The organism is Neobacillus sp. CF12, assembly GCF_030348765.1.
GTDB lineage: Bacteria > Bacillota > Bacilli > Bacillales > Cytobacillaceae > Neobacillus.
This window is the reverse complement of record NZ_JAUCEU010000007.1, coordinates 1,705,577-1,732,032: the sequence shown is the minus strand read 5'-3', so window position 1 is coordinate 1,732,032 and position 26,456 is coordinate 1,705,577. Positions and strand designations below refer to the sequence as shown.

Annotated in this window: 20 protein-coding genes; all 20 read left to right on the top strand. The window is 36.6% G+C overall.

Going from position 1 to position 26,456, the window contains the following annotated elements; genetic code table 11:
* Positions 1-26 precede the first annotated feature (26 nt).
* The 20 genes from QUG14_RS08290 (at position 27) to QUG14_RS08195 (ending at position 26,282) form a co-directional block, all read left to right on the top strand.
* On the top strand, positions 27-2,558 hold the full coding sequence (locus QUG14_RS08290) for a GH39 family glycosyl hydrolase (protein ID WP_289340037.1): 2,532 nt from the start codon (positions 27-29) through the stop codon (positions 2,556-2,558).
* A 232-nt stretch (positions 2,559-2,790) separates the two neighbouring features.
* Positions 2,791-3,576 carry a sugar phosphate isomerase/epimerase family protein gene (locus QUG14_RS08285; protein WP_289340036.1) on the top strand — a complete coding sequence of 262 codons (786 nt, stop codon included), beginning with the start codon at positions 2,791-2,793 and terminating at the stop codon, positions 3,574-3,576.
* Between the two features lie 20 nt (positions 3,577-3,596).
* Complete coding sequence (locus QUG14_RS08280) at positions 3,597-4,691, top strand: Gfo/Idh/MocA family protein (protein ID WP_289340035.1); 1,095 nt, start codon at positions 3,597-3,599, stop codon at positions 4,689-4,691.
* 93 nt (positions 4,692-4,784) lie between these two features.
* Positions 4,785-7,016 (top strand): glycoside hydrolase family 3 N-terminal domain-containing protein, encoded by a 2,232-nt coding sequence (locus QUG14_RS08275; protein ID WP_289340034.1) that lies wholly within the window; start codon positions 4,785-4,787, stop codon positions 7,014-7,016.
* 339 nt (positions 7,017-7,355) lie between these two features.
* Positions 7,356-8,750 carry an MFS transporter gene (locus QUG14_RS08270; protein ID WP_289340033.1) on the top strand — a complete coding sequence of 465 codons (1,395 nt, stop codon included), beginning with the start codon at positions 7,356-7,358 and terminating at the stop codon, positions 8,748-8,750.
* Between the two features lie 70 nt (positions 8,751-8,820).
* Entirely contained in the window at positions 8,821-11,499 is a 2,679-nt protein-coding gene (locus QUG14_RS08265; protein WP_289340032.1) for a glycosyl hydrolase, read from the top strand.
* Between the two features lie 256 nt (positions 11,500-11,755).
* Positions 11,756-12,661 (top strand): sugar phosphate isomerase/epimerase family protein, encoded by a 906-nt coding sequence (locus tag QUG14_RS08260; protein ID WP_289340031.1) that lies wholly within the window; start codon positions 11,756-11,758, stop codon positions 12,659-12,661.
* A gap of 70 nt (positions 12,662-12,731) precedes the next feature.
* Complete coding sequence (locus tag QUG14_RS08255) at positions 12,732-13,859, top strand: Gfo/Idh/MocA family protein (RefSeq protein ID WP_289340030.1); 1,128 nt, start codon at positions 12,732-12,734, stop codon at positions 13,857-13,859.
* A gap of 11 nt (positions 13,860-13,870) precedes the next feature.
* A complete protein-coding gene (locus QUG14_RS08250) occupies positions 13,871-14,311 on the top strand; it encodes a C-glycoside deglycosidase beta subunit domain-containing protein (RefSeq protein WP_289340029.1) in 441 nt (146 codons plus the stop codon).
* Between the two features lie 20 nt (positions 14,312-14,331).
* On the top strand, positions 14,332-15,303 hold the full coding sequence (locus QUG14_RS08245) for a sugar phosphate isomerase/epimerase family protein (RefSeq protein WP_289340028.1): 972 nt from the start codon (positions 14,332-14,334) through the stop codon (positions 15,301-15,303).
* Positions 15,304-15,357: 54 nt separating this feature from the next.
* A complete protein-coding gene (locus tag QUG14_RS08240; protein ID WP_289340027.1) occupies positions 15,358-16,323 on the top strand; it encodes an ROK family glucokinase in 966 nt (321 codons plus the stop codon).
* Between the two features lie 54 nt (positions 16,324-16,377).
* Entirely contained in the window at positions 16,378-17,265 is an 888-nt protein-coding gene (locus QUG14_RS08235) for a sugar phosphate isomerase/epimerase family protein (protein ID WP_289340026.1), read from the top strand.
* A 12-nt stretch (positions 17,266-17,277) separates the two neighbouring features.
* Entirely contained in the window at positions 17,278-17,679 is a 402-nt protein-coding gene (locus QUG14_RS08230) for a C-glycoside deglycosidase beta subunit domain-containing protein (RefSeq protein WP_289340025.1), read from the top strand.
* Positions 17,680-17,929: 250 nt separating this feature from the next.
* A complete protein-coding gene (locus tag QUG14_RS08225; RefSeq protein ID WP_289340024.1) occupies positions 17,930-19,630 on the top strand; it encodes a glycoside hydrolase family 43 protein in 1,701 nt (566 codons plus the stop codon).
* Positions 19,631-19,895: 265 nt separating this feature from the next.
* Positions 19,896-20,906, top strand: a complete 1,011-nt coding sequence (locus QUG14_RS08220) for a sugar phosphate isomerase/epimerase family protein (RefSeq protein ID WP_289340023.1) — start codon at positions 19,896-19,898, stop codon at positions 20,904-20,906.
* Entirely contained in the window at positions 20,899-21,291 is a 393-nt protein-coding gene (locus tag QUG14_RS08215) for a C-glycoside deglycosidase beta subunit domain-containing protein (RefSeq protein WP_289340022.1), read from the top strand. The genes QUG14_RS08220 and QUG14_RS08215 overlap by 8 nt, the downstream gene beginning before the upstream one ends.
* A gap of 177 nt (positions 21,292-21,468) precedes the next feature.
* A complete protein-coding gene (locus tag QUG14_RS08210; protein WP_289340021.1) occupies positions 21,469-22,704 on the top strand; it encodes an MFS transporter in 1,236 nt (411 codons plus the stop codon).
* Between the two features lie 20 nt (positions 22,705-22,724).
* The gene (locus QUG14_RS08205; protein WP_289340020.1) at positions 22,725-23,594 is read left to right on the top strand and encodes a sugar phosphate isomerase/epimerase family protein; all 870 of its coding nucleotides are present in this window, start codon (positions 22,725-22,727) and stop codon (positions 23,592-23,594) included.
* A gap of 80 nt (positions 23,595-23,674) precedes the next feature.
* Positions 23,675-24,616, top strand: coding sequence for an AraC family transcriptional regulator (locus QUG14_RS08200; RefSeq protein ID WP_289340019.1), 942 nt, complete (start codon positions 23,675-23,677; stop codon positions 24,614-24,616).
* A gap of 178 nt (positions 24,617-24,794) precedes the next feature.
* A complete protein-coding gene (locus QUG14_RS08195) occupies positions 24,795-26,282 on the top strand; it encodes an ABC transporter substrate-binding protein (RefSeq protein WP_289340018.1) in 1,488 nt (495 codons plus the stop codon).
* Positions 26,283-26,456: the final 174 nt, after the last annotated feature.

The window sequence follows — 26,456 nt, the reverse complement described above, 5'->3', positions numbered from 1 at the left end:
GTAAGCTTTTTATGGAGGGGATGGAATTGGTTGGTTCACATACTTTCCAATCTTCAATAGATTCAAAGTTAGTAACGATTTCAGTAATGAACAACAAGAGTAACCTGGAACATGCCCATAGAGAAATTGAATTGATATATATGATAAATGGTAATTTACAGGTCAAAGTAAATAATAAGATTTTTAACTTGAAAAGTTCTGATTTTTTATTGGTGAATTCGAATGAATTTCATTCTTTCCAGTCTGAAAAAGACAATTTATTTGTTATCTTTCATTTAAATTACTTTGAGTTGAGTTCTCTGCTCACACAAAAAAATATAGTTTTCTCTTGTAATTCAATAGAACAGGATAGTCCAGCAGATCAGGACTTAAGAACGGTTATTGAAGAATTGTTAACCATTTATATCAAGCAAAAAAAATTCTCTCAAGTTGAATTCTTAGAAAAAACTTATAAATTTATTTCAGCTCTCCGATTGAATTATTTACAGAATACGAATCAATTGGAGTTAAACTCGTATAACAAAGGTCAAAATGATCGATTAACTGAGATTATTGATTATATTCAAAATAATTATCGAGAGCCTTTATCTTTAGAGGAAGTCGCAAGCATCCATTATCTCTCGATTCCGTATTTATCTAAGTTTTTTAAGAAACAAACTGGAAAAACGTTTTCTCAATACCTAAATGAAATCCGATTGGCACATGCTGTTAACGAATTAGTCAACTCTAGCAAACCAATTACACGGATTGCATTAGATAATGGCTTTCCGAATCTAGCTGCATTTAACAGAGTCTTTAATGAAAACTATCAATTAAAGCCAATCGAGTACAGAAAACAAATGTCAGGTACACCAGATAAAGTGGTAGAACCTTCTAATGAAATAAGTAATCTAGAAGATAATGAAGCACTTACTGAGTTGCTTCATTATCTTGGGAGTAACGAGGATAAAAGTATTCAAGCACTCCCTAAGTCAACGAAAACTACCGAAACAGAAATTGTTACGATTGGGAAAACAGATGCTTTTATTAAGTATTGGAATAAGTTACTCAATATTGGATATGCAAAGGATTTATTGAATTCTGATATGCAAGAACAAATCATCCTTCTGCAGTCTGAAATCGGTTTTACCTACGCTAGATTTTGGGGATTGTTTGGAGATGATATGCTGGTAGAAGACCGCTCGGAGGAAACGATCACTTACAATTTTTCAAATACGAATAAGTTATTGGATTTTTTAATTAAAAATAGATTGAAACCCTTTATTGAAATTGGTCCTAAACCTAAGATCATTCAAAAAGCCATTGGCGAGACTCTTGTAATTCAAACGATAAGCGAAAGGTCTCCTGATGAATGGAGAAATCTAGTAAGAGCGTTTTTGTTACAATGCATTGAACGTTATGGGATTGAAGAAGTCGAGACCTGGTACTTTGAAATGTGGAAACCACATACTAATGTATTTAACATAGGAGTACAGGAAGAAAGAGACTTTTTAGATAGTATTAAAAACAACCCCAATCAGGGTCCCAGTCAATTTAATGAATATTTTAGTATGTTTAGTGGATTTACAAAAATCACTAAAGAACTTGTACCAGGTGCAAAGGTTGGCGGATGTGGGTTAAGCATGGATCTAGAAGGTGATAAACTAGATTTACTACTTCAACAATGGAAAAAAGAAGCAATCCAGCCAGACTTCCTATCTATTTATCTTTATCCAATTGAAATAGACCGGAATAAATACCGGGGGCCGATAAAAAATCTACATTCAACTAATCCTCATTATGTACTATACAAGTTGAATGAAGTAAGAAAAACGTTGAAAAAGGCAGGATTTGAAAGTATTGAACTAAACGTTACAGAATGGAATATCTCCATTTCTAATCGTAACTTTCTTAATGATAGCAGCTTTAAAGCTTCATACATGGTAAAAAATATTGTTGAAAACTTAAATCAAAATCAAGTGAATATGATGGGCTATTGGTTGTCTTCAGATATTTTTAGTGATTTTAGGGATTCTAAGAACCTTCTGCATGGCGGTGCAGGTTTGTTGACGAAAAATAGCATTAAAAAACCGAGTTACCTTGCTTTTGTCCTGTTAAAACAATTAGGGGAAATTTTAGTGGCAAAGGGTGACAATTATATTGTTACAAAAAGGTCCGGTGATCGCTATCAAATATTATGTTTTAACTATAAACATTTCAATTACTCTTATTACCTGCATCCTGAGGGAAGTGCAGGCATCCACGAGCAATACGATATTTTTGAAAACAATGATCCTTTAGACCTCTCTTTGGAAATTCAAGGTATTGCTAATGGAAAATATCGTGTGAAAGAACTAAAACTGAACCGTGACCATGGCAGTGTACTAGACGAATGGATAAAATTTGGAGCTGTCGATGACATGAAACCAGATGAAGTCGATTACTTAAAGCAGATTTGTGTCCCTTATATGAAAGTGGAGCATAAATTTGTTGATAATCATTCCATCGTCTTAAATGGAGCACTTCAACCACATGAAGTGAGGTTATTTGAACTTAATTTGTTATTTGGGGATAAATAATTCTTTTTAATAAAGAGGTTAAAAATCTTAAGCAGATTTTTAACCTCTTTTTGTCTTTATCAATAGATAAAGACAAATTGAATGAAAATCTAACATGAATGTGGTTAACAGGTGAGAAGAAAAAATGAATTAATATCCGTAAAATATAAACTGTAAGCGTCACTCAAATATCTGGAAGTTATATAGATAAGCAGGCTCAACCAATTTATTAGGAGAAGAGGTCTTTGACAGGATGAAACTTGGAATTATCGCCACACCGACAAAGGAAAGTTTTCAAAGAGCAAAGCAAAAGGGGCTAGATTTTATAGAAGTATGTGTGAATGAAGGGCAGGATGTAGAGGGCTTTTATCGGAATAAAGAATATTTACTAAAGTGGAAAAATGAATATGGTGTATCCGTTGAATCGATAGGCAGATGGAAGTCTTTACGCATTGATGAAAAGGGAAGAGTCATAGAAGAAGAAATAGAGAGATGCTTCCGATTAATTGATGTTGCACATGAATTAGGTTGTACCAATTTCGTCAGTGGATGTAATTATGTTGAAGAATTATCTTTTTATGAAAATTGTACAGCAGCGATAAACTTTTTCTCACTTCTAATTGACTACGCTAAACCAAAAGGGGTAAAAGTCTCTACTTACAACTGCCGAAAAGTAAACTATGTCAATACTCCTGAGGTTTGGAAAATCATTCATGGACATTTAAAAGACTTAGGAATTAAATTTGACCCATCTCACAGTCGGTATTTTGGTGGAGATTATCTACAGGAAACCTTGGATTGGGGAGAGCGTTTTAACCATGTGCATTTAAAGGGATCCATGATCATCAATGGTCAAAGAGTGGATGATCCACCTGCAGGTTTGGATCAAACGGATTGGAAAACGTTTATTTCTCTATTAAGAGTAAAAGGATATTCCGGCGGTTTAAGCATTGAACCTCATTCACCAGTTTGGACGGGAGAACTAGGCGAAAAAGGAATCGATTATACAATCAATTACATGAAGAAACTTGTATTTTGAAGAATTAAGGAGAGGATAAAATGAATAACCAGAAATTAAGATATGGGTTAATTGGAGCTGGGAGTAACGCTGAGAGAAAACATTTAAATAATTATATCAATCTCCCAAATGTTGAATTGGTTTCCATCTGTGATGTGAATATAGAGAATGCGGAGAGATTAGCAAAAAAATATAACATCATTAAAGTTTATAGTAATTATGAAGATATGCTGAATCAAGAAAATTTGGATCTTGTTAGTGTCTGTACACCGAACTATTTGCACGCAGAAATATCAATTTACGCTCTTTTAAAAGGTGTAAATGTTCATTGTGAGAAACCATTAGCAGTGAATGCTAGCGAAGCAGAAAAAATCGTTGAAGCTAAAAATAAATCTGGTAAAAGGGTAATGGTAGGGCTCAATAACCGGTTTACGAATGAAGCTGTTTACTTGAAAAAATACATTGATGCGGGATACTTAGGAGATATTTATCAGGCAAAAGCAGGATGGATACGACGGAGTGGAATACCTGGAAGAGGGACATGGTTTACGAATAAAGATTGTGCCGGCGGCGGAGTTATGATTGATTTGGGTGTTCACTATTTAGATTTAGCCTTGTACCTAATGGGTATGCCAGAACCGTCATATGTTACAGGAGCGACTTACAATAATTTTGATCATACAACCACAAGGAATCGAAATGGATATAAGGGAATAGCTAATGGTATCTTTAATGTCGAAGATTCTGCTATGGGTTTTATTGGTCTAAAAAATGGAGCAACGGTAAATTTTGAGTTTAGCTGGGCCTCCAATATTGAAAAAGACAAACAGTATGTAGAAATACTAGGAACAAAGGGTGGAGCTACTCTTATAAATGGTGAGTTAAAGATTCATTCTGAATTATTGGATACCTGTGTCGATATTTCTCCGATACTGAATCCAAATATTAAATTACTGAATGAGTTTGAACATTTTACAAATAGTATTCTATCAAATAAGGCATTAATGGCACCAGCAGAGCATGGTGTTTACATGATGGAAATTATTGATCATTTTTATCAAGCTGCAAGTAAAAATGAACCTGTTTTTTTCGAAAAAGATAAAAATAAATTTCTACTACTTTCATCATCGTTTTGAGGAAAAAGTGCCCTAAAGATAGATTTAATATAATTCTATCTATAGGGTACTTTATGTGTTTTTTTTTATAAAAATGAGAGGGATGGTAATGTAATGATGAAAATGGCTATTCAGAATAAAATGATAGTGGAAAATCACGAAAGTAAGATAAATGAATTAATCGGCAAAATGACAATAGAAGAGAAGGTTGGTCAACTAACACAAATTGTTCCATCCCTTTATGGTGCATTTGAAGAAATTATTACCAAATTGGTGGAAGGTGAGATTTCCTATCAGGAATTTCAGGCAATGGAGAAGAATTATCACAAGGATGAGATTAGAGAAGGTATCCTTGGTTCAATGGGTGGAGTCACAGGAGCGGAAATCTCTAATGAATTACAAAAAATAGCCATAGAGAAGTCTAGATTGGGAATTCCAATGCTTTTTGGCTTGGATGTAATCCATGGCTATAAAACAATATTTCCAATCCCACTTGCAGAAGCGTGTAGTTGGGATATGGAATTGATAGAGAAAACAGCTGAGATTGCGGCCAAAGAGGCATCGGCTGCTGGAATTCATTGGACTTATGCACCGATGGTAGATATCACCAGAGACCCGCGTTGGGGACGAATTGCAGAAGGTGCAGGAGAAGATACTTATTTGGGGAGTATGATTGGAGCTGCCCGAGTGAAAGGATTTCAAGGAGAAGACTTATCCAAACCTCAAAGGATACTTGCCTGTGCCAAGCATTTTGCTGCTTATGGAGGAGCAGTGGGAGGTCGCGATTATAATACAGTGGACATGTCGCTTCAAACTCTTCATGAGGTCTACCTCCCTCCTTTTGAGGCAGCAGCCAAAGCGGGTGTTGGAACATTTATGAGTGCCTTTAATGATCTAAATGGTATTCCCTGTACGGTAAACAACTATCTTTTAACGGATGTTTTAAGAGAACAGTTAGGATTTAAAGGCTTTGTTGTCAGTGATGCTAATTCTATTGCAGAAGTGGTGGTTCATGGGGAAGCTGTTGATCGGAAGGAAGCTAGTAAGAATGCCTTATTGGCAGGGCTAGAGATGGATATGAGTCACGGTACGTACCAACAGGATTTACCTGAACAAATCAAAAAAGGTGAAATTCCTGTAGCTGTATTGGATGAAGCAGTACGACGTGTTTTACGCGTGAAATTTCATTTAGGACTATTTGATAACCCATATAGAACGAATAAAGAAATGGAAGAAAAAACTCTGCTTGCTCCTGAACATGTAAAAGTGGCTAGAGAAATGGCACAACGATCCATTGTATTGTTGAAGAACGACGACAACATCCTACCATTAAAGAAAAATCTTAAGAAAATTGCTGTTGTTGGTCCACTGGCAGATAATCAAAAGGAAATGTTGGGAACATGGGCTATAACGGGGGACCCAGAAGAAGTAGTTACTGTTTTATCAGGAATCCAATCTACGGTCGATAAGGATACAGAAATCGTATACGCAAAAGGTTGTGAAGTAATCGGGAATGAAAATATGGACTTTGATGGGGCCATACAAGTAGCAAACGAATCTGATGTGGTCATTGCTGTCGTGGGTGAGAATACCGACATGAGCGGAGAAGCTTCGAGCCGTATGGATCTAAACTTACCTGGTAGACAGGAAGATTTATTAAAGGCATTGCATCAAACAGGAAAACCGGTAGTAGTTATCCTCATTAACGGAAGACCATTAACTATTCCTTGGGCAGCTGAGAACGTACCTGCCATTGTAGAAGCATGGCAATTGGGCATTCAGAGCGGTAATGCGATAGCCGATGTTTTGTTTGGAGACTATAATCCAAGTGGTAAACTAGTAGCTACTTTTCCATATTCAGTTGGACAAGTGCCAATTTACTATAATCATCCAAAGACAGGTAGACCTGCAGGGAAAATAAAATTCACATCAAAATATATAGATGGACCTGCTGAACCTTTGTATCCTTTTGGATTTGGATTAAGCTATACAACATTTAAATATGAAAATCTAGTAATATCATCTTCTGAGTTTACTAAAGATAGTAAAGTTACCATTAATGTAGATGTAATCAATACAGGGGAAAGATCTGGAGAGGAAATCGTCCAGCTCTATATTTCAGATGTTGTCGCTAGTAGAGTAAGACCAGTTAAAGAGTTAAAAGGATTTAGTAAGGTATTTCTTCAGTCAGGTGAACGTAAAACAGTAAGTTTAGAGCTTGAGATTAAACATCTTGGTTTTTATAATGAAGCAATGGAATACATTATTGAACCTGGTTTGTTCAAAGTATGCGTTGGCCCTAACTCGAAAGAAGGACTTAAGGGAGAATTTACTGTAATAGAATAGGAATTATTTTAAGCAACCATTAAACACATGTTATATGGTTGCTTTTTTCATTCACCTAAGCTAGTTAATTATGTGATAAAATAGCTAGAAATGCGATTTTAAACTGATAATGGATAATAATTTCTGAATTTTGAAATAGAAGATTAAAAATAACAGCCAAATTATTATCTTTTTATAAATGAAAGCCCTTTAAATTTTCAAGAGGTTAAAATATAAGAGTTATATGTTTAATAATATGAAGGCGTTTGCATATTGGGTCAGATAATATAATGGTAACAGTAGCTACTGTAATGAATAGATACACATGTTGGGGTCAATACGTAAAATAGGAGGAAAAGTATGGCAAATGCAGTGGTTCAGCAAACAAATGATATAGTTGTTCCTCAGAATAATGAAAAGCTTAGTTTTATGACAAAGTTAAGTTATGGTTTTGGAGAGTTTTCTGCTAGTGTTGTATGGAGTTTAGCGTCATCCTATTTATTATTCTTTTATACAGATGTTTTCGGTATTGCCGGTGGTGTAGCTGCTATCATTTTACTAGTGGCAAGGGTTTGGGATTGTTTCGTAGATCCAATACTTGGACTAGTCATGGAACGCACGAAAAGCAAACACGGACGTTTTAGACCATATATTCTTTACGGTGCATTAGCTCTTTGTGCCCTGAATATCTTGACTTTTTACACTCCAGATCTTTCAACTGCAGGCAAGGTGATTTACGCTACCATAACCTATTTATTATTAGGTACAGTTCACTCAGTGGTTAACGTTCCATATGGTGCACTAGCAACAGTAATGACAAGGGATACAAACGAAAGAACGAATTTAAACGTTTATAGAGGAGTTTTTGGACAATTAGCAGGTATTCTAACAGGAGCTGCGGTAATGCCTTTAATTACTTTTTTAGGTAAGGGAAATCAACAAAACGGATTTTTCTATGCAGCAATTGTTTTATCACTGGTATCTGCTCCACTTCTAATCTTAACGTTTAAAAACTGTAAGGAAGTTGTTACTCCAGCAAAAGAAGAAAGACCAACGATTAAAGAATCATTAAAATCTGTTTGGTCCAATAAACCAGTATTGTTAATATTATCTAGTCTTTTCATTGTTTTACTAGGTGTATTTGGTAGAATAGGAACGATTGTGTATTACGCTATTTATGTATTAAATCGACCAGATTTAATCGCTGTTTTATTTACAATATTATCGGTTTGTGGAGCAATTGGAGCATTTGGAGTTTCTTTTATTGCAAAATACTTTGAAAAAAGGACCCTTTTGATTGTTGGATCTATCATAATGGGACTTGGTTGGTGTGGATTGTATTTAACTCCTGTTTCAAACTTTACGATGATCTATATTTTGTCAGCGATTTCATGTATTCCACTCGGATTTAGTGGTCTTATGGTGTTCAGTATGGTTGGGGATGCTATCGATGAGAGTCAATTGAAGACAGGCGTACGTGCAGACGGTGCGATTTATTCCTTTACAAGTTTAGTAACCAAAATTGCAAGCGCTTCAGTAGGAGCTTTGAGTGCAGCAATTTTAGGGGCAATTGGCTATGTTGCGAATACACAACAAACTCCGGAAGTAGTGAACGGAATTAACATCTTAGTAAATTTAGGACCTGGTATACTATTAATTATCGGAACCATTCCTTTGTTCTTCTATCATATTACAAAGGCAAGAGCGATGAAAAATACAGAAGAACTTCTAAAAAGACAAGGATTAACAATGTAAAATTAAACTGTAGCTTATAAGTTACACAACTATGTGTAGCTTATAAGCTATTTTAATAGGAGGATACATCATGGAAAAAACCAAAAAGGACTTAATCAATCATAAAAATGAAAATTACATTCTTCCTTTTCTTTGGATGAAAGGGGAAGCTGAACACATAATTAGAGAAGAAATATCAAAAATCTATGAATGTGGAATACGAGGCATCTGTGTTGAAGCAAGGCCGCATCCCGATTTCGCTGGTCCAGGTTGGTGGCATGACCTTGACATTGTGATGGAAGAAGCGAAGCAGCGAAGTATGCGAGTTTGGGTATTAGATGATGCACATTTTCCAACCGGATATGCGAATGGTTTAATTGAGAAAAAATATCCAAACCGTAAGAAAACCTATATTAACTACAATACTCTCGATATCTTAGGTGCCCAAAATGAGGTAGCGGTACATATTACCCCTATGCTAAAACCAAAGTCTTCCTGGTTGGATATTGGTAAACCAATCGACAAAGAAGAGCAAAAAAATAATAAATTAATTAGTGTCGTTGCAGCAAAGTTAATAAAGGAAGCTATTATTCATGAAGAGTTAGTTGATTTAACAGACAGTGTTGAGGGTGATTTCTTAACATGTACCTTGCCGGAAGGACCATGGAGACTTTATGTTGTGTATGAAACCAAGACAGATGGCGGAAATCCGAAATATATTAATATGATTGATGAAGAGTCTGTCAGCACACAGCTTGAAGCAGTTTACGAACCCCATTATGCACGTTATAAGACCGATTTTGGAAAGACGTTTGCTGGTTTCTTTTCGGATGAGCCTGCATTCGGTAATGTAAATGGATTTGACTTTAATGAATCGATTGGAAGAAAAGATATGCCTCTACCTTGGAGTGAAGAGGCAAAAAATATTCTTTCAGACGTTCTTGGTGACAATTGGAGAATGTACCTGCCTTATTTATGGAATAGTTCAGAAGAAATGAATCAATGTGTCCATACACGATTTACCTATATGGATACCGTTACTCGTTTATATGAAAAGAATTTCAGTAAACAATTAGGAAAATGGTGTGAAGAACACAATGTTGAATACATTGGACACGTGATTGAGGATAATGATCAGCATAGCCGATTAGGCAGTGGTGCCGGGCATTTCTTTAGAGCGTTGTCTGGCCAGCATATGTCGGGAATTGATGTAATTGGCGGTCAAATAATTTTTGGCGGTGCCGGTTTAGAGAGAAGGGGAGTCTTTAAAGGAGATGGAGAATTCTACCATTATACATTAGGGAAGTTAGGTTCTTCTTATGGACATCTCGATCCGAAGAAAAAAGGAAGGACGATGTGTGAACTTTTTGGAGCTTATGGTTGGAAACTTGGAGTCAGGGATATGAAGTATATTCTGGACCATTTGTTCATTCGAGGTATCAATTATCTTGTACCTCACGCCTTTTCAATGAGAGAATACCCTGACTTTGATTGCCCGCCGCATTTTTATGCAAGAGGACATAATCCGCAGTTCAAGCATTTTGCTTATCTCATGCATTATGCTAACCGCCTTTGTCATATTTTTAATGGCGGTACCCATGTTGCTCCTGTTGCCGTTTTATATCATGGCGAGAGTGAATGGACCGGTGAATATATGAAAATGCAAAAGCCTGCCAGAGTACTGACTGAAAATCAAATCGATTTTGATTTTGTTCCGATTGATATCTTAAGTGACTTAGGTTCTTATAATGGAAAAATAGAGAATAACGTTTTACACATTAATGATGAAGAATTTAAATGTTTAGTGATTCCTTACAGTCAATATATTACGAAAGAACTAGCTGCTTTTATCAAAAATTCAGGTGACCTAGAGATTATTTTTGTAGATGGCAGACCAGAAGGAATTTCTAATGAAGTAGATGGACAGGAAGTTTCAGAACTATTAAAAGTAGTTGAAAAGTGTAAGGTTGTAGCTTTAAGTGAGTTGGATTCGGTGCTTAAGGCAGATGGGATATTTGATATTCGATTAAAGGTAGCTTTTAAGGACTTAACTTATTATCATTATAGAAAAGAAAATGACATTTACATGTTCCAGAATGAATCTGCACATGAGACCTTCAGTGGAGAAATTGAATTACCAGAAGGTGAATCTGCTATGATTTATAACGGGCAAGAAAATACATTTGAAAATCTGCTAGTAAGAAAAGAGAATGGAAACGCGATTATTTATTTAGAGTTAAAACCTTATGAATCTTGTGTTGTGTTTGTTAGTGATGATGAACAAATTGGTGAATATAGAGATTATCAACCACATTCTTTGAAACTCTCTGAATGTGAAGAAACAATCGATTTATCAACCGATTGGAACTATTCATTCGTAAAGAATATCGAATATCCAAATTTCGCTGAAGTGAAACAAATGAAAGAATTAGTACCGATTTCCAAAGAACATCCCACTTTCACTGGAATCATTAAGTACGAAAAGACGTTTGAACTAGAAGAAGTAACAAAACAAGGGATATTATCTTTCGAGAATATTTATGAAGCAGTAGAAATATGGATCAATGATGAATATGTGGGGATGAAAGTGTGTCCACCTTATGTTTTTGAGGTGGCAAACTATTTAAAGAAAGGTACCAATACTATTCGAGTAGAAGTAGCTACAACATTAGATCGTGATCGTTTCAATCACCCTGAACCACCATTTATTGTTTGGCACGATCCTATCGATCCCACCGGTATGTTTGGAAAAATATCTCTATCTTTATAATGAAGTCCTGAGGTGCGATACACAGTTTATCGCATCTCTTTTATTTTTAATCAAATTCTCCAATAGATTAAAAATAACTATATTATTTTTAATCTATTTAATTTTCTTAAAAAAGGAGCTTAGAAAAAGACGAAAATCTATACCTGATGAGGATAATTAAAGAAAGGGAACAAGTGTAAAAAGAGGTTAAGATATATATGTAAGCGGAATCAATAGATAAAACCTAATAGAAACATAGGAGGAGGATTAGACAGCAATGAAACTTGGATTTAACAGCGCAATTTTGAGTGAATGCAACTTTGAAGAAGTAATTGACTATGCAGCTGACAACGGTTTTTCATGTGTGGAGATATGTGCATGGCCGAAAGGGAAAGCAGCCCGGAAATATGCTGGCGTAACCCACATTGATGTTGATAACTTAGATGTGGAATATATCAAAAATTATAGCAAAGCCAAAGGAATTAAAATTTCCGCTATAGCTTATTATCCCAATGCTTTAGATGAGAATTCCGAAAAAAGTGATTACTATGTAACCCACATAAAAAAATGTATTGAGGCAGCTAACAAACTTGATATAAACATGGTTACTACGTTTATTGGAAGAGATCAAAAGAAAACAATAGAAGAAAATTTGACTACCATGACTACTGTTTGGAAGCCTATCGTTGAATATGCTGAAGAGCTTGGAGTGAAGATAGCGATTGAAAACTGCCCGATGCTATTTACTGCAGATGAATGGCCAGGCGGACAAAACCTAATGACAACACCCGCTATCTTCCGTCGCGTGTTTGAATTAATTCCTAATCAAAATTTCGGATTGAATTTCGATCCTTCTCATTTTGTTTGGCAGCAAATGGACTATATCAAGCCAATCTATGAGTTCCAAGATCGCATTTTCCACATCCACTTTAAAGACATTAAGATATACAAGGATCGGTTAAATGATGTCGGAATCATGGCAACACCACTTGAATACATTTCGCCTAAATTACCAGGTCTAGGTGATGTCAATTGGGGACAATATGTTTCTGCCTTAACTGATATTGGATACCGCGGATATGCCGTCATTGAAGTAGAGGACAAAGCATTCGAAGATTCACTTAAATCTAGAAAAGATTCTATTAAAATTAGTAAAAACTATTTGAGTCAGTTTTTTGCTTAAATAGATTCTCAATATATAAATCAAATCAAAACAATCATTTATTAAATGAAGAAAAAGGAGAATGAAAATTATGGGTAAATTAAAAATTGGTATTATTGGCTGCGGTGGTATTGCAAATCAGAAGCATTTTCCTGCATTATCACAATTTAAAGATATAAGTGAAATCGTTGCGTTTTGTGATATCGTCATTGAACGTGCTGAAAAAGCAGCGAAAGAATTTGGAACACCAGATGCTAAAGTTTACGCAGACTATCGTGAGCTATTGAAGGATGAATCAATTGATCTTGTACACGTTTTAACTCCGAACGTAAGCCATAGCCCCATTACGGTTGCAGCCTTTGAAGCAGGCAAGCATGTTATGTGTGAAAAACCAATGGCTCACACTACAGAAGCTGCTCAAAAAATGATCGATGCTTGGAAAGTATCTGGAAAGAAATTTACAATTGGTTATCAAAACCGCTTCCGTCCGGAAGTACAATCTCTTCATAAATCTTGTGAAAAAGACGAGCTTGGAGATATTTATTTTGCAAAAGCACATGCGCTTCGACGCCGTGCCGTACCAACTTGGGGAGTATTTCCTGATAAATCCCAACAAGGTGGAGGTCCTTTAATCGATATTGGTACACATGCTCTCGATATTACTTTATGGATGATGGATAATTACAAACCAGTTTCTGTAACAGGTTCTGTTTTCAATAAATTAGGCAATCTACCAGAAGCCGTTGAAGGCAATATGTTTGGACCATGGGATCCTGAAACGTATGAAGTAGAAGACTCTGCGTTTGGTTATATCAAAATGGAAAATGGAGCTACGATTTTCCTTGAATCCTCTTGGGCTCTTAACGTTTTAGAATCCAGAGAGGCGGCAACTACCCTTTGCGGAACAAAGGCTGGTGCACAAATCAATTCCGGGATGAGCTTCCGTACCAATGAGTTGGTTTATAATTCAGCACGCAATGGCATGTTAACAGAAGAGAAAAACTCCGCAGGGGGTGCAATTGCTTTCTTTGAAGGCGGATCGAATAAGCCAGAAGTACTAGAAGCAAAGCAATGGTTAGAGGCTGTTTTATATGATAAAGAACCACTTGTAAAACCTGAACAGGCATTTGTCGTAACGAAAATTTTAGATGCAGTTTATAAATCTGCTGAAACAGGTAAGGAAATTGTTTTCGAAGATGAGACTGTTTTAAGCAAATAGGAGGTGTAAACATGGCATTTAGTATGAAACTGCCCTTCGTCGATGTTGTTTGTGATGATAGTCTAGTAAACACATATGTGAATGGGAAAAAGCTAGGATATGAGTTCCAAATCCGTTTAAGTAACTATCGTGGACATTTCTTATCCTGTATTGAGGAGTGTGCTGTTACCGTTGATGGTAAAGAAGTAAATTCAGATGATATCACTTTTTGTCTTAATGGAAAAGAGTTTACGTTAAGTCAATTACCAAGTCTTATTTCAGAGTTTTGGAATTTAATAGAGCCAGCGACAATCAATGTTTACCAACCGGGGGGATTATCAAAAGGGGAACATCAAATTGATGTTAGATTAATGTTACGTATCCCTTACATGGCGGTTCCAGGAAGAAAGATAGAACGTGAATACGCCGTACTAGATTCTTGTGGCAGCAAAACATTAACTGTTAGAGATTAGGAGAGAGGAGGTTAAGGCCAATGAGTAATATAAAATTAGGAGTTTCTTTATATAGCTTTACAGATGAATATATTAAAGGCAAATTTACATTAGAAGATTGTATTCGTACGGCTGCGGAATATGGGGCAGAAGGATTTGAATTGGTAGGGACCCAAATGCTGCCTTCTTATCCATATGTAAGCGACAAAGTGTTAAATGAATTTAAAGCAATGACGAATCACTATGGGATTGACTTTGTGTCCTACGGAGCCAATGCGGACCGCGGATTAAGATCCGATCGCGATTTGACAGAAGACGAATTGCTGCAATCCGCCATAATCGATTTAAAAACGGCTAACAAATTGGGATGTAAGATTATGCGTGCCCAGTACCTTTTACCGCCATCAGCATTCGCAAAATTAGCGCCTTATGCAGAAGCTTATGGCATTAAGGTAGGGGTTGAAATCCATAATCCTGAAACGCCAACATCACCTAATATCCAAAAATATGTGGAAGTAATTGAGAAGACAGGATCTAAATATCTTGGATTTGTAACAGACTTTGGAACTTTTGCGACTCGACCAAATAAACCTCATTGGGATGAGGCTCTAGCAAACGGAGCACCTCTCGAATTGCTAGAAATGGCTGCTCAATTACGTTATGATGGTGTGCCAAGAGAGGAAGCCAGACAGCGGCTGATTGAAGCCGGCGCTAATGGTCCTGTAATGGGTGCTCTCCAAGGAATGTATGGATTTGTCACATTCTATAACGAGCCTGATTTAGAAGGATTAAAGAAAATCATGCCATACAATATCCACTTCCATGGGAAATTCCATTATATTGATGAGAACCTTGAGGAAGCAAGTATTCCATATCAAGATATATTACCGATTATCCAAAACTCTGATTTTGATGGGTATATTGTTTCTGAATATGAGGATCATTTATCGGGTAGAGGCGTAGAAATGACGAAACGTCATTTAGAAATGCAAAGAAAAATACTAGGAATATAATTTATGAGAATACAGGTGAATTTCACCTGTATTCTTTACTAAGGCGGGAAAAAGATGAAAAAGCTAATTGGGATTGATTTAGGCGGCACAACGGTAAAGTTTGCGATTTTGACAGATGAGGGAGAACTCCTGCAAAAGTGGAGTATTGTTACAGATATTCAAGAAGCTGGGAAGAATATTGTTCCAAACATTATCGAATCCATTAATCACCGACTGGAATTATATGGGCTGGCAGCTAATGAATTCTTGGGAATTGGAATGGGTTCCCCTGGAACCGTTGATCGCGAGAGTGGGACTGTTATCGGAGCCTATAATTTAAATTGGAGTACTTTGCAGCCAGTGAAAGCATTGATAGAAGCTGGGACAGGCATTCCATTTAATATTGATAATGATGCAAATGTAGCAGCATTAGGCGAGCGCTGGAAGGGTGCCGGTGAAAATGGTGCGGATGTGGTCTTCGTTACACTTGGAACAGGTGTTGGCGGCGGGATTATTGCAGCTGGCAATCTGATTCATGGGAAAGTTGGAGCAGGAGGAGAAATTGGCCATATTATTGTAGATTCAGAGGGCTATAAGTGTACGTGTGGAAATCAAGGATGTTTGGAGACAGTTGCTAGTGCAACAGGTGTTGTCCGATTGGCTAGGGATTTTTCTGAAAAATTTTCTGGGGAATCAGAATTGAAGTGGTTAATTGACGATGGACAGGAAGTAATGGCAAAGACCGTGTTTGATCATGCCAAACGTGGAGATAAATTAGCCTTAATCGTTGCAGATAAATTTTATTATTACTTGGGCCTTGCTTGCGGCAATATTGGGAACATATTAAACCCAGAAACCATTGTGATTGGCGGAGGTGTTTCAGCAGCAGGAGATATCCTGTTAACAGGAGTGGAAGAATACTTCCGTAAGTTTGCCTTCCCAACAGTAAGAACCAGTACAAAATTGAAACTTGCACAGTTAGGAAATGATGCTGGTGTGATTGGGGCAGCATCTCTAGTTAAACAATCGAACAAGAGTTAAATATTTAATGGAAGCGCAATTAATATTTTTGCTAGAAAAGGAGAGTAGGTACGGATGAGTAAACAGATTATGGGGAAACCAAAGCGAGGAGTTTCACTTTACAGTTACGCGGGTGAATATGGTGTAACAATGAGTTTGGAAGATATGTTTGCAGAAATGCATGATATGGGGGCAAAGGGATTAGAAATCTTAGCAAACTCGCATATTGAAGGCTATCCAAATCCAAGTGAAGAATGGCTGGTGAATTGGGACAGGTTGATTAAAAAATATGATATTGTACCGGTTGAATATGGACATTGGGTGGATTCCCGCCTTTATCAAGGAAGGCACCTTACAGCAGAAGAATCATATGAAATGTTGGTTCGTGATTTTAAATTGGCAAACAGACTCGGATTTACTATTCTACGTACAAAATTAGGTGTTATAGATAATGACCTTACTCCAGTAGAAAACTGGCGGGAATTTATTAAAATGGCCCTCCCGATGGCAGAAAAATACAATGTGCGCATGTGTCCGGAGATTCATGCACCTACGCTTCTGAAATCCAAAATGGTGGAAGATTATGTAGAGTTTATTGAAGAGACAGGAACGAAACATTTTGGACTAAACATAGACTTCGGTGTTTTTACGACAAAGACTTTGGCGGCCAGTGAATGGGAGGAAAATGAGTTTATCATGCCTGAGAGTGACCACAGCGGAGTAGAGGATATTATCCCATTGCTACCATATGTTTACTGCTGTCATGCTAAATTCGTGAAGATGTCAGATGATTTCGAAGAGATGACGATTCCATACGAAAAGGTAATTAACACACTGATAGAGCACAACTGGGATGGTTATATGGTAAGTGAGTATGAAGGACCGAAGAAAGATGTGCCCGGGTTTGCGGTTGAACAGGTGCGGAAACACCATGTCATGATGAAAAGAATTTTGGGAGAATAGGAGAGATTCGATATGTTAGAAAAAGCTTGTATTCAATCGAGAGGATTTAGAAATGTAAAAAGTCATGGAAAAATCATAGGCTTTCAGATTAACATCAGATCCCTTTATTATAGAGGTCTCTGGCTTTCTCAGTTACGCCCGGCCACGGTTACAGTCAATGGGGAAACATTTTCGGGCGATCAAATTACTTGGACGATTAATGGTGTTACTTATACGCAAGCTGAAATGGCTGAACTCGGAGATGTTCACTGGGGTCTCCTAGAACCAGCCACTCTTACTGTTGCAAAAGAAGGCGGCTTGGAATCAGGTAGCCATGAAATAGAAGTAAACTATACCTATAGCTGTTCTTATTTTCCTCCAGTGGTGGATACTGTTCTTGGCGGTACACATAAGAGGACTTTGATTTTGGTTTAATTATTAATAAGCACTCTTGGTGCCCGAAAAAGTGAATGGAACCGGTGCCGCGGTCACCAATAGGGGCTTTTAATGCCCGAAAAGGTGAATGGAACCGGTGCCGCGGTCACCAATAAGTGCTTTTAGTGCCCGATTAGCTGAACGGAACCGGTACCAAGGTCACCCAAAAGGGCTCAACCCATATATAAAAATCGAAGAAGTAGTTAAATAAATACCAAATGAATATCTGGAGATAAGAGGCGATTTTTCTGTGAATAAACAGTTAATAAATCCGATTTTACCAGGATTTTATCCCGACCCTTCCATTTGTAGGGTAGATGATGATTTTTATATGATTACCTCAAGTTTTTCTCTATTCCCGGGAGTTCCCATTTTTCATAGCACAGACCTTGCCAATTGGGAACAAATTGGGCATATTCTCGACAGAAATTCTCAATTGCATACGACGGCAGATCATATGACAGCCGGAATCATGGCCCCAACACTCCGGTATCATGACGGTATCTTCTACATGATTACGACGAATGTCAGCGATAAGTGGAATTTTATTGTGACCGCTACGGATCCCCGTGGACCTTGGTCAGACCCATATTGGCTAGAGGATTGTCCTGGCATTGATTCTTCTTTATTTTTCGATGACGATGGAAAGGCTTATATAACCGGTACCAGAGAAGATATCAGTCAAGATCGTACACAAAGAAGTCAGGTAATCTGGATCAGTGAAATTGATTTGGTCAATATGCGACTTGTCGGAGAGAAACGGACAATATGGGGGGGAGCTTTAGTAAATTGTGCTTCACCTGAAGCTCCTCATCTTTATAAGAAGGATGGTTATTATTACTTGATGATTGCAGAGGGAGGTACGGAACACTTCCATGCAGTTACAATCTCACGCAGTAAAAATATTTTTGATTACTATGAGGGATATGCAGGAAATCCGATTTTGACTCATCGCCACTTAGGAAAACACTATCCAATTTGTAATGTTGGTCACGCAGATTTCGTTGAACTGAAAAACGGGGAATGGTATGCTGTATTGCTTGCCTCCCGTCTGATTGACGGCTATCATAAAAACCTTGGCAGGGAAACCTATATCGCACCAGTCGTTTGGGAGGAAGGGTGGCCTGTCATAAGCCCTGGTACGGGGAAAGTAGAATGGAGCTATCCTGCACCTGAGCTTCCTGCTTTTACACCAAACCTAATTCCAAATAGGGACGATTTTGATGGTGAAAAGCTAAGAATGGATTGGGTTCTCTTCGGGACACCTTACGATGATTTCCATACGCTCTCAGACAGCAAGCTGTCATTGAGATTGCTGCCGCGGTCCATTAGCCCTGAGTTGCGCAAAATTGACTTGTCTGCAACCGTTACCAATAAGGATGTTCCGAGTTTAAGCTTTATCGGCCGCAGACAACAACATGCCAATTTTCGTGTATCGGCCAGGATGCGTTTTGATACATTATTTGAGAATGAGACAGCTGGACTTGTTGTAATGCAGGCTTCTAATCACCAATTCCGGTTCGAGCGGTCGATTGAGAATGGGAAGCAAATCCTGAAGCTGATCCAGTGTACCAGCGAGCTAACTGGATACCCGCACCAACCACACTTTAAAGGTGTAACCACTGAAACAGAGTTGGCAAAAATCGTAGTTGATGGTGGAGACATCATTCTTAGCATAGTCGCACAAGGACAAGCTTATAGCTTTTATTATGGCAACGAGAATGATAGCCTTAACTTACTTTACGAGAACGCCGATGCGGGAAAAATAAATCCTGAGATTGTGGGTGGCATGGTGGGGACAATGCTTGGCATGTTTGCCAGTTCAAATGGCCACGAGAGCAAAAACTATGCTGAGTTTGATTGGTTTGAATACAAAGGAAACGAACAAAACGATGCTGTCACACCAGAACTTCATCCGTTAAAAGCCTTTCAATCAGAGTTATCTTACTAGAATTATATATTGGATGCCAAGTTATTCTAAATTGCTTGGCATCCTTTTTTTGTTTTTCAGAAAATAGTTTCTTAGAATTCCTCATTAAGATAAAAATTACTATTCAATTCTTAACCTTTTGTAATGGATTAAAGTTAGAAACAAAAAAGTAGACGAAAATCTACATATTCCAAGTTAATAAATGAAAGGGAATGTGAAGGAAGAAAAGTTAAGATAAGTTTGTAAGCGAAACCAATATATAAACTTTTGTTAGGAGGACCATTATATGAGTTCTATTAAAAACGCAGTTTCTTTATATAGTTTTCAAGATGAATATGCAAGAGGAAAAATGACATTAGAAGATTGTTTAAAAGAATTATCTGAACAAGGTGTTGAAGGTGTTGAAATTATAAGCGATCAGATGCTCCATAATGCACCATTTGTATTAAATGAAGACGTTGAAAAATGGCGGCATTTACTACAAAAGCACGATATAGTTCCTGTATGTAACGATATTTTTATTAATACAAAACTGTATCGGAATCGACTTTTAACAAAGAAAGAGAATTTGGAACTATTAAAAAATGAACTTAAATTAGCAAACAGACTTGGGATCAAATTAGTACGGCTTGTATCCTTAACACCGACAGATATTATTGAAGACGCTCTGCCACTAGCAGAAGAGCTCGATGTAGTCATGGCATTAGAAGTACACGGAGGAATGGCATTAGACCATCCAGAAACGAAAAAATTCACTGATATTATGTTTCGAGTTAATTCTCCTTATTTAGGTCTTGTGGTTGACACAGGGATATTTTGTCGTAAACATCCTCGAGTCTCAACACAATTCTTTTTAGACCAGGGTTTAAATAAAGAATTAGCCGATTATATTGACCGTGAATTTGCTGAAGGTCGTGATGTGTTCCATATCAGTCATCCTGGTCATGCTCCAGCCGAAGTGCAAGCATTAATTAAAAGTAAAATCGATCAGGAGTATTTAATCTTTGCGGGTGGTTATGAAAACAAACCGCTTAGTGAACTTGATAAATATATGCCTTACATTAAGCATTTCCATGGGAAGTTCTGGGAAATTACAGAAGAGGGCATTGAATATTCAATTCCATATGATGAGTTTATTAGCTATTTGAAGGAAAAAAACTTTGATGGATATATTGCCAGTGAATATGAAGGTGGACGGTTTGCCCTGCCTGGTACAGAAATTAATGCTGTCAGCCAAGTAAGAGCACATCAAAAAATGCTGAAATCATTAATAAAAGGAGTGGAGTTAAATGTTTGATAATTATGTACTATCAGATGGCGGATTCAAAAATGTAGAAAAAGATGAAAAGATTATCGGCTATGAATTACGTACCCGGATCACTTATTATCGTGGTATCCCTCTGTCAATGATCGAAGATATTCAATTAAAGGTAGATGGAGTCGAGGTACCAAGAGAAAAAATAAGGTTTTCTCCTGATGGTGAAACATTCTTTACTCTAGATGAGATGTGGACAGTAACAAGCTATAAATGGGAATATGGCCAAGAAGGAGTCATCTTTGTCGTACATGATGGAGGACTTCCAGAAGGGAAGCATGAAATTACCTTAACACAAGGTGTACGAGTTTCGTATATTCCTGTACCGTTTTTCGGAACGAATACAAAGGTACTAGAGATTATCTAAAATTTTATAGAGATTAAAAATCATAGGTAGATTTTTAATCTCTTTATTTTCTTGAAAAATGACAAGAATGGTAGGTTAAGGATTGCATCGCTAATTGGTTAAAATAATGAAATTAAATAGTTTATTCTCCGATGTAAGATTAAACTAGATTTTAATCTTTAGAATAGGAGAAAGTGAATGCGAAGATTTAATTTTTTAAAAGTAAAAAGGAATATGCCCTTACTTATTCTTATGGTAAACACATTTATAGCTTTAGTTGGGGTTGGTTTGGCAATTCCGGTTCTTCCCAAATTTATTTCAGAAATCGGTGCCAGCGGTAAAGATATGGGATATCTCGTAGCAGCAACAGGACTAACTCAGTTTCTTTTTTCACCACTAGGCGGGAAGCTTTCAGACCAATATGGTCGGAAGATAATTACGGTTATTGGTTTAGCAATCATAATGGTATCTCAATTTATGTTCAGTGTAGGCACAGATCTCTGGGTCCTTTATCTTTCGCGCTTCATTGGGGGAATCGGTGTTGGATTGCTTATACCTGCTACTATGGCTTATGTGGCAGATGTTACAACCATAGAAAATCGTGGGAAAGGGATGGGTTTACTTGGTGCTTCCATTTCGCTAGGTTTTGTTATTGGTCCAGGAATTGGTGGATTTCTTGCAGAGTTCGGTATACGTGTACCGTTCTATGCTTCAGCACTCGCCGCAGCTATCGCCATGCTCGTTTCGGTTTTCTTTTTACCTGAGTCATTGTCGAAAGGACAACAACATGCGTTTAGAAATTCATCATCGGAACAAAATGGAATGGTTCATGACATCAAAAGGTCTTTTAAAGTGTCTTACTTTGTACTCTTACTGCTCGTCTTCACTATGACGTTTGGTCTCGCAAACTTCGAAACAATCTTTGGATTATATGTTAGTGAAAAGTATGATTATACCCCTAAAGATATTTCCATCATCATGACGATAGCAGCATTGATTGGTGTTATCATTCAAGCGCTATTGGTAGATAAACTTCTAAAACGTTTCAATGAAATTAGAGTTATTAATGTTTGTTTCTTCTTATCTGCGCTAACGATGGTTGTCATTTTATTATCCGGGAATTTTTTATTTATGCTGATAATGAATATTTTGTTTATCTTATTTACATCTATTCTCCGCCCAGCAATTAATACGTTGCTTTCAAAAATGGCTGGAAGTGAGCAAGGCTTTGCTGCTGGAATGAACAATGCTTATAGCAGTTTAGGTAATATTATCGGACCCTCATTAGCGGGAATTTTATTTGATATATCATTTAATGTTCCATTTATCATTGGTGCTGTTATTTTGTTAGGCAGTATTGTCATGTGTGTGGCATGGAATCAGAAATCAAAACAGAGCTATGATTTTGTTTCTATTTTAAGTGAGCAAAAATAATTTCAAAGGGAGAAAAAAAGATGACAATGGAAATTGGATTAAATTTATTCTCAGTATTTAAGGAATTAAACGAAGACTACTTTGGTACATTGGAAAAGGTAGCAGAAATGGGATATAAGAATCTTGAGTTGATTACGGTGAATTTTTCTACTTGTGAGCGTTATACAGATACTTTTTCCCTTCCAGTCATAATGAAGAAGTTTGAGGACTTAGGGCTGAAAGCATTTTCAGCGCATGAAGGTGTTGCACCAGGAAGCGTAATAATAGATGCCGATTGGGACAGGATTATTGAAGAAAATGCAGAACTTGGATGTCAGTCCATTGTCTTTCCAATGGCATTTATATCAGGTCGTGAAGACACACTCCAAACAGCTGAACATCTAAATTTAATTGGAAAAAAGTGCAAGGAAGCCGGGTTAAGCTTTTACTATCATAACCATGCACATGAGTTTAGGAGAATAGGAGAAACATCATTATTTGACCTGCTCGCAGAAAATACGGATCCATCTCTCGTGAAATTTGAGTTGGACCTTGTATGGGTTATGAGAGGTGGATATGACCCGTTGACATTACTTGAAAAATTGGGTGAACGCTGTGATATGGTTCATCAAAAGGATTTAGGAATGCATGTAAATCCGGTTAATCTTTTTACCGCTACACCGCAAGGAACCAATCTAGATACGATGAAAATTTACACAGAGTTTGTGAAACCAAATGATTTTGTTAATCTTGGGACCGGTATTGTAAATTTTCAAGAGACCTATCAAAAGCTCCGACAATTGGGATACATTCGATATGCCATTGTGGAAAATGAAGGACAGCTTGGAATCAAATTCACAAGTATTGAGAGTGATTTAAAAGTTATGGAGAAATATGTACAAGGATTATAAAAGAAGCAGGTTAACCGCAAAGTTATAGCTAAACTTATGCGGTTTTTTTTCAATTTTTTTATTGATAGCTGGGAGGACTCATGAAATATCCATACGAGAGTGTAGTGATTAATGAAGAAATACCTATGTTTATATTGATGAATAGTGTTAAATATGTGGCAATGCATTGGCATGACCGGATTGAATTTTTATTTGTTCTGAAAGGGCGAATTCATGTTTATGTCGGTCGGGAAGAGTATTATTTGCAAGAAAATGACTTGCTGCTTATTAATAGTAATGAGGTTCACGGTGTTGAATCAAGTGAGGATAACAAACTACTAGTTCTTCAAATCCCAATTTCATTTATAAAAAAATGGTATAAAGACATTGAAAAAGAAACGTTCCACTGCCAATCCTTTCTAGCTGTGGAACAAGCAAATTATAATTTCATGAGATCGATAATTGCCCAATTGATGCTTATCTTAAGAACCAAAGGAGAAGCCTACGAAATAAAAATTCATTCCTTGTTGTTAGATATCGTTTACAACCTTATGTGCAAATTTAGAGTGAAAAATAATGAGCAATTAAACAGAAACAGTAAAAAGGATATACAACGCCTTACTAGGATCACGAGTTATATTCAACAAAACTTTATGCATCCTCTTACATTAAATGAAATAGCAGAGAATGAACAACTTTCAGCACCCTACCTATCCAGGTATTTTCAGCAGCATATGGGACAGCCCTTTATAAAATATTTAAACGGAATTCGATTAGAACATGCAGTTCGAACTATGCTGGAAACCGATTTGCCACTTATTCAGATTGCAATCGAGTCTGGCTTTTCAAATTTAAATTCCTTTCACAAACTGTTCAAAGAAACCTTCCATACAACACCCTATCAATATCGAAAAAAACACTCTTATGAATCGATCAACATTAGTCACATAAAAAATGGTATTGAAGATTATCAGTATAATGAAGAAGATGACCTCAGTTTATTGTATGATTATTTAATATTTTCTGAAAATGATAAAAATTGATAGTATTTTTAGCAAAAAACTGAACGTTTTCAACATCATTCCTCCCTATAATAATCATTAAGTAAACCGCTTTCAAAGAGTTGAGTTTATAAAGTACATTATTTGGGGGATGAGAAAGTAATACAAATTTATGTTATTAGTTTTTAGAATAATCAAAAAATAGAAAAGGGGAAATTTAATGAGAAAACCAATTAGTATTCTTCTTGTTTGTTTTTTACTATTACTTTCAGCATGCACGCCAAAAAAAGAGAGTTCAACGAATGAGAGCTCTAAATCAGGAGACGAAGTTTCAGAGGTTAATATGGTATTGTTTTCTAGTGCCATCCCAAAAGATTTAAAAATAGTAGAAGATGAAATTAACAAAATTGCCAAGGAAAAGATTAATGTAAAAATTAAACTAACACCAATTAACATTGGTAACTACGTGCAACAAACAAATTTGATGTTGTCCAGTAATGAAAAAGTAGATTTGATGCTCGTTGCTTCCTTTTTTGGCTACACTTCCCAAGCGGCAAAAGGACAACTATTGCCTCTGGATGATTTGGTAGACCAATATGGCCCAGATATCAAAAAGGTATTGGATGAGGATTATTTGAATGCATCAAAGGTATCAGGGAAATTGTATGCGGTTCCGACTATACGAGATATGGCTTCATCCCCTGGGATTATGATGCGCAAAGACTTGGTAGAAAAATATAATATTGATGTTAGCAAAGTAAAAACTTTAGATGATGTAGAGTCAGTGCTGAAAACCTTAAAGGAAAACGAGAAAGATTTAACGCCACTTGTGCCTTCTAATCCTGGACAGCAGCCTACAATGATATATAACTGGTTTGATCGCTTAGGTGACGGTTTGGGTGTTCTTCCAAAATATGATAATAATCTGAAAGTAGTAAACTTGTTTGAAACAGATGAATATGCCCAGTATGTAAAGAAAATGAGAAAATGGCAGAACGAAGGACTTCTCATGAAAAATCCAGGTACAAATACTGATACGGGCGCAAATTTAGTGAAGTCAAATGTAGGGTTTAGTTATTTAAGTCCGATAAAACCAGGGATAGACTCACAAGAATCTAAAAATACTCAAATGCCTATGGTTTCAGCTTCACTTGGCGAGCCAGTATCGACAACATTTGGTGTAACAACGATGATGTGGGGAATTCCACAAAGTTCCAAAATCCCAGAAGCTGCAATGAAGTTTCTAAATTTAATGTATCATGACAAAGAAATCGTTAATTTGCTGAGTTGGGGTATTGAAGGAAAACATTATGAAAAAGTATCAGATACCCAGGTTAAGTATCCGGAAGGCGTAGATGCAACAACAAATGGTTACAATCTAAATATGAATTTCGCTATGGGTAATTCCTTCCTCTCTTATATATTTGAGGGTAATGACCCAACTCTTTGGAATCAAATGGATGAGTTTAACAAAAAGGCGATTAAATCTAAGGCACTAGGTTTTAATTTTGATAATTCTCCAGTTAAAACTGAAATTACATCTGTTACCAATGTCGTAAATAAATATACAATCGGATTGGAGAACGGAGTGTTAGATCCCGAAACAGAATTACCTAAATTTATTAATGAATTAAAGGCTGCAGGTATGGATAAAATCATTGCGGAAAAACAAAAACAATTGGATGAATGGGCAAAAACACAAAAATGATATTTCCAGCAAGCCAAGAGATTAAAAATCCTAGTTTGATTTTTAATCTCTTTTTTATCATTCATGTAAACGAAGACAAAGAGACAAGGGGGAATAGTGATGTCAGAGGTTACGGTAAAGAAATTGCAAACAGATGTCCAATCGATTTCTGTAAAAAAGGTTAATACTAGGCTG